The following is a 6,131-nucleotide window of genomic DNA, read 5'->3' as shown; positions in this document are numbered from 1 at the left end:
CAATTGATAAAATGGTAATATAGCATGAAAATCAGTAAATACCCGAAGAAAGAAATCTGGACAGAACTGGTACAAAGGCCTGTCCTGAAAAGGGAAAAGTTGACGGAAACCGTAGCCGGAATATTTGATGAAGTCTCTGAAAAGGGTGACCGGGCTTTGATTGCATTCAATAAGAAATTCGACAATGCCGAAGTTGAAAGCATCAGCGTTTCAGAGCAGGAAATAAATGAGGCTGAAATCCTGGTGGATAAGGTATTGAAGTCAGCAATTCTTCAGGCAAAAGAGAATATTGAAAAATTCCACGCTTCCCAGATTCCGCAGGATGAAAAGACCGAAACCATAAAAGGAGTGGTTTGCTGGCGTGAAAACAGGGCCATCGGGAAAGTGGGGATCTATATCCCGGGAGGTACGGCGCCGCTGTTTTCTACGGTCCTGATGCTGGCCATACCTGCCAGACTGGCCGGCTGCCGGGAAATTATCCTGTGCACACCGCCCGGTAAAGACGGAAAAATCCACCCTGCCATTCTCTATACGGCAAAGCTCTGCGGCGTCACCGAAATATTCAGGACCGGAGGTGCCCAGGCGGTTGCAGCTATGACACTGGGAACGGAAAGCATTCCTGCGGTGTATAAAATATTTGGCCCGGGAAACCAGTATGTTGTGGCTGCAAAAGAATTTGCCCAGCAGTACAGGGTAGCCGTTGATATGCCTGCCGGCCCCAGCGAAGTACTGGTGATGGCCGATGAACAGGCGGTTCCTGCCTTCTGTGCCGCCGATCTGCTTTCCCAGGCAGAGCACGGAAGCGACAGCCAGGTTATTTTCCTTACCACAGATGAGAAAATCCTCCGGGAAACAGTAAAAGAAACAGAAAAACAGCTGGCTCTGCTGCCTAGAAATGAACTGGCGGCAGCGGCATTGAAAAACAGCCACTTCATCCTGATGGAAACGGTAGAAGAAATGTTGGAATTCAGTAATGTATATGCTCCTGAACACCTGATCCTGGCCCTGGGGAATGCTGAACAGTATATATCCGGAATAGAGAATGCAGGTTCTGTTTTCCTGGGAAACTATTCCTGCGAAAGTGCCGGGGATTACGCCAGCGGAACCAACCATACGCTTCCTACCAACGGTTTTGCCAGGAATTACAGCGGTGTATCCCTGGACAGTTTTGTGAAGAAAATTACATTTCAGGAACTTTCGGCAGAAGGACTCAGAAATTTAGGTACAACCATAGAAACTATGGCAGATGCAGAGGGGCTGTTTGCCCATAAAAATGCCGTTAGCATCCGATTAAAAGAAAAAAAATGAAAGAATTTAATATCAACAGCTTGGTACGCAAAAATATCCTTGAGCTTCAGCCGTACCTTAGTTTCAGGGATATGACTGAGTTTGAAAACCCGGTTTTCTTGGATGCGAATGAAAGTCCTTTCGGTGAGCTGAACCGTTATCCGGATTCGACCCAGAAAAAACTCAAGCAGAAATTATCTGTACTGAAAGGTATTCCTGCTGACCAGATTGCCATAGGAAACGGAAGTGACGAACTGATTGACCTCATTATCAAAGTGTTTTGTGAACCCGGAAAAGAGGCGGTCCTGACCATGAACCCTTCGTTCGCGATGTACGGATTTTATGCTTCCGTGAATGGAAACACTGTCCTTACGCTCGACCTTGACGAAAATTTCGGGATTAAAAAAGAGGATTTTCTAAAGACAGTGAATGAAAGACAGCCAAAGGTCTTCTTTCTCTGCTCGCCCAATAATCCGACCGGAAACTCGGTTGAAGACATCGAATTCTATATTCAGAACTTTAAGGGAATCGTAGTGGTGGATGAAGCGTACATTGAATTTTCAGATAAGCGGTCCTGTACAGACCTGCTGGGAAAATATGCCAATCTCATTGTTCTGCAGACGTTTTCCAAAGCTTGGGGAATGGCCGGGGCAAGAGTAGGAACGGCTTATGCTTCCAGGGAAATTACTGCATTCATCAATACCGTTAAAGCTCCGTATAACGTTAATTCCTTAAGTTTAAATAAAGTCATAGGGGAGATGGACAATTGGGATTCGATAGAACAGCGGATCAAAAAAACAGTAACAGAAATGACATGGCTGAATCGCGAACTTCAACAGCTGGCATGTGTCAGGAAAGTATATCCGAGCGACGCCAATTTCTTTCTTACTGAATTTGATAACGTGGAAAAAGTATATACTATCTTACTGGAAAATGAAATCCTGACCAGTAAAAGAGATCCTAAAATCCCGGGCTGCCTCAGGATCAATGCCGGAAGCCGGAAAGAAAACATCCGGTTGATTCAAACCTTAAAAACCATCGTATGAAAAAAGTATTGTTTATAGACCGTGACGGAACTTTAATTATGGAACCGCCGGTGGATTACCAGGTGGATTCGCTGGAAAAACTGGAATTTTATCCCGGGGTGTTCCGGAATCTGTCCGCCATTGCAAAAGAACTGGATTTTGAACTCGTAATGGTGACCAATCAGGACGGATTGGGGACGGAAAGCTTTCCTTTTGAAGACTTCATGAAGCCTCAGGAAAAAATGTTGAAAGCGTTTGAAAATGAAGGGATTGTTTTCAGTGAAGTTTTAATTGATAAAAGTTTTGAGCATGAAAATCTGCCGACGCGCAAGCCGGGAACCGGAATGATGGGAAAATACATCTACGGAGACTATGACCTTAAAAATTCATTTGTGATCGGTGATCGCCTGACGGATATTCAGCTGGCCAAGAATCTGGGAGCACAGGCTATCCTGGTCGGTGACAGAGCGCATGATGATGCTGTTCTGACGACCGTCAGCTGGCAGGATATTTACCGGTATCTGAAACAGATTCCCAGGAAAGCCACAGTATCACGGACAACCAATGAAACCGGGATTGAAATTGAAATTAACCTCGACGGGAGCGGAATTTCTGAAATTTCAACCGGGCTCCATTTTTTCGATCACATGCTGGAACAGATTTCAAGGCACGGCAACCTGGATTTGAAAATTCAGGTAAAAGGCGATCTGCAGGTTGACGAGCACCATACGATTGAAGATACCGGAATTGTATTGGGTGAAGCGTTTCTGAAAGCATTGGGAAAGAAAAAGGGAATTGAACGCTATGGATTCCTGCTTCCGATGGACGATTGCCTGGCGCAGGTGGCCCTGGATTTCGGAGGCCGTCCCTGGCTGGTGTGGCAGGCGGATTTTAAGCGTGAAAAAATCGGTGATGTCCCTACCGAAATGTTTTATCATTTCTTCAAATCATTTACCGATTCGGCAAGGTGCAATCTCAACATCAAAGCGGAAGGCGAAAATGAACACCACAAGATCGAATCTGTCTTTAAAGCCTTTGCCAAAGCCGCTAAAATGGCGGTGAACCGCTCTGATCTGAATTTTAACCTGCCATCAACCAAAGGAAGCTTATAATGATTGCCATTATCAAATACAACGGCGGAAATGTAAACTCCGTACAGAATGCAGTCCGCAGACTTAACGCTGAATCAGTCATCACCGATGATTTCGACACCATCAGGAATGCGGATCACGTGATTTTTCCCGGTGTGGGCGAAGCATCTTCAACCATGCACAACCTGAGGGAGCGTGGCCTTGACCTCCTGATCCCTTCATTGCAGCAACCCGTTTTGGGAATCTGCCTCGGGATGCAGCTGATGTGCGGCAGTAACGAAGAAGGAAATACCAGGGGGATGGGAATTTTTGATATCCCCGTAAAAAGGTTTCCGCCTGCAGATATCGTTCCTCATATGGGCTGGAATACGGTTGCAGAAGTACGATCACATCTTTTCGCAGGTTGTGAAAAAAATAATGACGTGTATTTTGTGCACAGCTACTACTGTGAACTGTCCGAATATACCACGTCTGTCTGCGATTATATTCTGCCCTTCAGTGCTTCCCTGCAGAAAGATAATTTTTATGCCATGCAGTTTCATCCGGAAAAATCGGGATCGGCCGGAAGCAGATTATTAGAGAACTTTTTAAAACTTTAAAATGAAAATTATTCCTGCTATCGATATCATCGACGGAAAATGTGTCCGTCTCTCAAAAGGTGATTACGCAACCCAGAAAATATACAATGAAAATCCGGTGGAGGTGGCCAGAGAGTTTGAAAGCTATGGCATCAGGTACCTTCACCTGGTGGATCTGGACGGTGCCAGATCCAGGCATATTGTCAATCAGAAAGTACTGGAGAGAATTGCCGGTGAAACTTCCCTTACTATTGATTTCGGCGGTGGACTGAAGACCCTTCAGGATATTGAAACAGCCTTTAATTCAGGAGCAGCACAAATTACGATCGGAAGTATAGCCGTTCAGGATCCCGTGTTTTGCAACGAGCTCATTCAGAGATACGGTCCCGGAAAAATCATCCTCGGAGCCGATTGTGAGAACCGGAAAATCAAAACTTCCGGCTGGATGGAAGAAAGCAGACTTGATGTGATCGATTTTATCCTTCAGTACCGTGAAAAAGGAATTGAAAACGTCATTTGTACAGATATTGCAAAAGACGGGATGCTTCAGGGCGCTTCCGATGAATTGTATACTGAAATCGTAAATAAAACAAAAGTTAATTTAATTGCAAGCGGAGGAATCTCCTGTATCGACGACGTGAAGAAGATGAAGGAAATCGGCTGTTCCGGTACGATCATCGGAAAAGCGATTTATGAAGGAAGAATTTCTCTGGGAGAATTACAGCCATTTATTTAACCGCAAAAGTTACAAAAGGTTTTTTACCACATAAACTAAATGAGATTTAAATTATTTATATGACATATATTTTAGATCAAAGAAGAAGAAAATCGAAGATTTTCGTAATAAATAGCAAGAGGATCGATGATCAATAGGAACGGGTTAAAACCCGTTTAGAATAACACGAAAATAAAACGGTTTTAGCCAAAACTTATTCAACACCATAATCTGTGTCATCTGTGTGAAATTAATTTTGTTCCAATTAATTAAATAAATGATCTGTGGCTAAAACCTTAAACTTTTATAACCCATTAAAAAATGCTAAAAAAAAGAATCATTCCCTGCCTGGATATAAAAGACGGAACCACCGTAAAAGGAATCAATTTCGAAGGGTTACGGAGTGCCGGTGATCCTGTTGAACTCGCCAAAAGGTACGAAAACGAAGGTGCGGATGAACTCGTCTTCCTGGATATCACAGCCACAATTGAAGAACGGAAAACCTTTGCCGAACTGGTACGGAGGATTTCCTGTGAGCTCAGCATTCCTTTTACGGTGGGCGGCGGTATTTCGTCGGTTGAAGATGTACGGAAGCTATTGGATGCAGGAGCGGATAAGGTCAGCATCAATTCGTCTGCGGTTAAAAACCCGGGGCTGATTTCAGAACTCGCCGGAACCTTCGGCAGCCAGTGTGTCGTCGTTGCCATTGATACCAGACAGGTCAACGGTACAGATTATGTGCATATAAAAGGAGGCCGGGAACGTACCGGACTGAAGACGCTGGATTGGGCGAAGAGAGCCGAAATACTGGGCGCCGGCGAAATCCTCCTGACCTCCATGGACGGCGACGGTACCAAAAACGGATTTGACATCAGGATCACCGGCATGATCTCTGAAAATGTACAGATTCCGGTCATTGCCTCCGGAGGTGCGGGCAAAACGGAAGATTTTGAAGCCGTTTTTACCCAAACAAAAGCAACCGCAGCTTTAGCGGCAAGCATTTTCCATTTCGGGGAAATCAGGATCCGGGATCTGAAAAATAATTTAAAAACTAGAAAAATTGCAATACGATGAATATTGATTTTGATAAAAACCCGGATGGTCTGGTACCTGTCATTATCCAGGATGATAGGACATTACAAGTATTGATGCTGGGCTATATGAATGAAGAAGCTTTTGAAAAAACAAAGCTGGAAGAAACCGTAACTTTCTACAGCCGATCGAAAAACAGGCTGTGGACAAAAGGCGAGGAGTCCGGAAACTTTGTAACCGTAAAAAGCATTTCCATCGATTGCGACCGGGATACGATTCTGATTAAAGCCGTTCCTGAAAACGTAGTCTGCCATACCGGAAGCTTCAGCTGTTTCGGGGATCAGGATTCCAAAGGATTTTTATATGAACTGGAAGAAAAGATCAGCCGGAGAATCGATGAAAA

The 6,131-nt window shown here is 44.5% G+C and carries 7 protein-coding genes; all 7 read left to right on the top strand.

Going from position 1 to position 6,131, the window contains the following annotated elements; translation table 11 throughout:
* The first annotated feature begins 24 nt into the window (after nucleotides 1-24).
* Entirely contained in the window at nucleotides 25-1,308 is a 1,284-nt protein-coding gene (gene hisD / locus QZ735_RS07005; RefSeq protein WP_294246090.1) for a histidinol dehydrogenase, read from the top strand.
* Nucleotides 1,305-2,333, top strand: a complete 1,029-nt coding sequence (gene hisC, locus QZ735_RS07000) for a histidinol-phosphate transaminase (protein ID WP_294246088.1) — start codon at nucleotides 1,305-1,307, stop codon at nucleotides 2,331-2,333. Before hisD ends, hisC begins: the two co-directional genes overlap by 4 nt.
* Complete coding sequence (gene hisB / locus QZ735_RS06995) at nucleotides 2,330-3,424, top strand: bifunctional histidinol-phosphatase/imidazoleglycerol-phosphate dehydratase HisB (RefSeq protein ID WP_294246085.1); 1,095 nt, start codon at nucleotides 2,330-2,332, stop codon at nucleotides 3,422-3,424. Before hisC ends, hisB begins: the two co-directional genes overlap by 4 nt.
* Entirely contained in the window at nucleotides 3,424-4,002 is a 579-nt protein-coding gene (gene hisH / locus QZ735_RS06990; protein WP_294246082.1) for an imidazole glycerol phosphate synthase subunit HisH, read from the top strand. The genes hisB and hisH overlap by 1 nt, the downstream gene beginning before the upstream one ends.
* A 1-nt stretch (nucleotide 4,003) precedes the next feature.
* Nucleotides 4,004-4,717, top strand: a complete 714-nt coding sequence (hisA, locus tag QZ735_RS06985; RefSeq protein WP_294246080.1) for a 1-(5-phosphoribosyl)-5-[(5-phosphoribosylamino)methylideneamino]imidazole-4-carboxamide isomerase — start codon at nucleotides 4,004-4,006, stop codon at nucleotides 4,715-4,717.
* A 300-nt stretch (nucleotides 4,718-5,017) separates the two neighbouring features.
* On the top strand, nucleotides 5,018-5,770 hold the full coding sequence (hisF, locus tag QZ735_RS06980) for an imidazole glycerol phosphate synthase subunit HisF (RefSeq protein ID WP_294246077.1): 753 nt from the start codon (nucleotides 5,018-5,020) through the stop codon (nucleotides 5,768-5,770).
* Nucleotides 5,767-6,131: phosphoribosyl-AMP cyclohydrolase (gene hisI, locus QZ735_RS06975; protein WP_294246074.1), on the top strand; the 365-nt coding region annotated here is incomplete at its 3' end. The genes hisF and hisI, both read left to right, overlap by 4 nt.

Source organism: uncultured Chryseobacterium sp. (assembly GCF_913776365.1).
Lineage (GTDB): Bacteria > Bacteroidota > Bacteroidia > Flavobacteriales > Weeksellaceae > Chryseobacterium.
The sequence above is the reverse complement of the archived record's forward strand: the minus strand, read 5'-3'. Positions and strand labels throughout refer to the sequence as shown.